The organism is Acinetobacter sp. YH01020 (assembly GCF_013420275.1).
GTDB lineage: Bacteria > Pseudomonadota > Gammaproteobacteria > Pseudomonadales > Moraxellaceae > Acinetobacter > Acinetobacter amyesii.
Genome location: NZ_VOYN01000115.1, coordinates 1 through 1,940 on the forward strand (window position 1 = coordinate 1; position 1,940 = coordinate 1,940).

Here is a 1,940-nt window from a genome sequence, read left to right on the forward strand (position 1 = left end):
GGCTTAACTCCGGCGTTAGATGCACTAAGCACATAATTGCTCACAGCCAAACTATCAGGTCAAGTCTGCTTTTATTATTTTTAAGCGTGCATAATAAGCCCTACACAAATTGGGAGATATATCATGATCGTGACCAACAGCACCGATTCCGTCACACTGCGCCTCATGACTGAGCATGACCTTGCGATGCTCTATGAGTGGCTAAATCGATCTCATATCGTCGAGTGGTGGGGCGGAGAAGAAGCACGCCCGACACTTGCTGACGTACAGGAACAGTACTTGCCAAGCGTTTTAGCGCAAGAGTCCGTCACTCCATACATTGCAATGCTGAATGGAGAGCCGATTGGGTATGCCCAGTCGTACGTTGCTCTTGGAAGCGGGGACGGATGGTGGGAAGAAGAAACCGATCCAGGAGTACGCGGAATAGACCAGTCACTGGCGAATGCATCACAACTGGGCAAAGGCTTGGGAACCAAGCTGGTTCGAGCTCTGGTTGAGTTGCTGTTCAATGATCCCGAGGTCACCAAGATCCAAACGGACCCGTCGCCGAGCAACTTGCGAGCGATCCGATGCTACGAGAAAGCGGGGTTTGAGAGGCAAGGTACCGTAACCACCCCAGATGGTCCAGCCGTGTACATGGTTCAAACACGCCAGGCATTCGAGCGAACACGCAGTGATGCCTAACCCTTCCATCGAGGGGGACGTCCAAGGGCTGGCGCCCTTGGCCGCCCCTCATGTCAAACGTTAGATGCAGTGGTTTTGAACTGCAAACAAATTATGATGCGCGCTTTGCTTTTGCTGGTGTCAGCTATTCCTACACCAAAACCAATATGCCAGCTCAGATGCCAGGTCTGGGATCCAATAACTATCTCCCTGATCACACGTTCACGCTGACAGCGGGTGCACGCTTCTTGGAAGAAAAGCTGACTGCGGGGGCGCGTTACAATTATGTATCCAGCGGCAAAACAACATCAGCAGCCAAGACACCATCCTATGCGCTGGTTGATGTATTTGCCAATTACAAGTTTACCAACAATGTTGACCTGACATTGAGAGTTAATAACGTCTTCAACAAAACCTACACCCCTGCGCTCAATACATCAGGTTCAGGTCAGGGACGGACTTTCATGGTGGCTGTCGTTTTCAGAAGACGGCTGCACTGAACGTCAGAAGCCGACTGCACTATAGCAGCGGAGGGGTTGGATCCATCAGGCAACGACGGGCTGCTGCCGGCCATCAGCGGACGCAGGGAGGACTTTCCGCAACCGGCCGTTCGATGCGGCACCGATGGCCTTCGCGCAGGGGTAGTGAATCCGCCAGGATTGACTTGCGCTGCCCTACCTCTCACTAGTGAGGGGCGGCAGCGCATCAAGCGGTGAGCGCACTCCGGCACCGCCAACTTTCAGCACATGCGTGTAAATCATCGTCGTAGAGACGTCGGAATGGCCGAGCAGATCCTGCACGGTTCGAATGTCGTAACCGCTGCGGAGCAAGGCCGTCGCGAACGAGTGGCGGAGGGTGTGCGGTGTGGCGGGCTTCGTGATGCCTGCTTGTTCTACGGCACGTTTGAAGGCGCGCTGAAAGGTCTGGTCATACATGTGATGGCGACGCACGACACCGCTCCGTGGATCGGTCGAATGCGTGTGCTGCGCAAAAACCCAGAACCACGGCCAGGAATGCCCGGCGCGCGGATACTTCCGCTCAAGGGCGTCGGGAAGCGCAACGCCGCTGCGGCCCTCGGCCTGGTCCTTCAGCCACCATGCCCGTGCACGCGACAGCTGCTCGCGCAGGCTGGGTGCCAAGCTCTCGGGTAACATCAAGGCCCGATCCTTGGAGCCCTTGCCCTCCCGCACGATGATCGTGCCGTGATCGAAATCCAGATCCTTGACCCGCAGTTGCAAACCCTCACTGATCCGCATGCCCGTTCCATACAGAAGCTG

Annotated in this window: 2 protein-coding genes and 1 pseudogene; 2 read left to right on the forward strand and 1 reads right to left on the reverse strand. The window is 55.8% G+C overall.

The genetic code is table 11. The annotated features are described in order from the left end of the window. Nucleotides 1–123 precede the first annotated feature (123 nt). The gene (gene aac(6')-Ib / locus FTT85_RS18345; protein WP_218955511.1) at nt 124–684 is read left to right on the forward strand and encodes an AAC(6')-Ib family aminoglycoside 6'-N-acetyltransferase; all 561 of its coding nucleotides are present in this window, start codon (nt 124–126) and stop codon (nt 682–684) included. Between the two features lie 50 nt (nt 685–734). Continuing rightward, complete coding sequence (locus tag FTT85_RS18350) at nt 735–1,163, forward strand: TonB-dependent receptor domain-containing protein (protein WP_180042092.1); 429 nt, start codon at nt 735–737, stop codon at nt 1,161–1,163. 174 nt (nt 1,164–1,337) lie between these two features. Here the strand turns inward: FTT85_RS18350 and intI1 are convergent. Further along, nucleotides 1,338–1,940 (reverse strand): annotated as a pseudogene (gene intI1, locus FTT85_RS18355) (class 1 integron integrase IntI1); the annotation flags it as partial.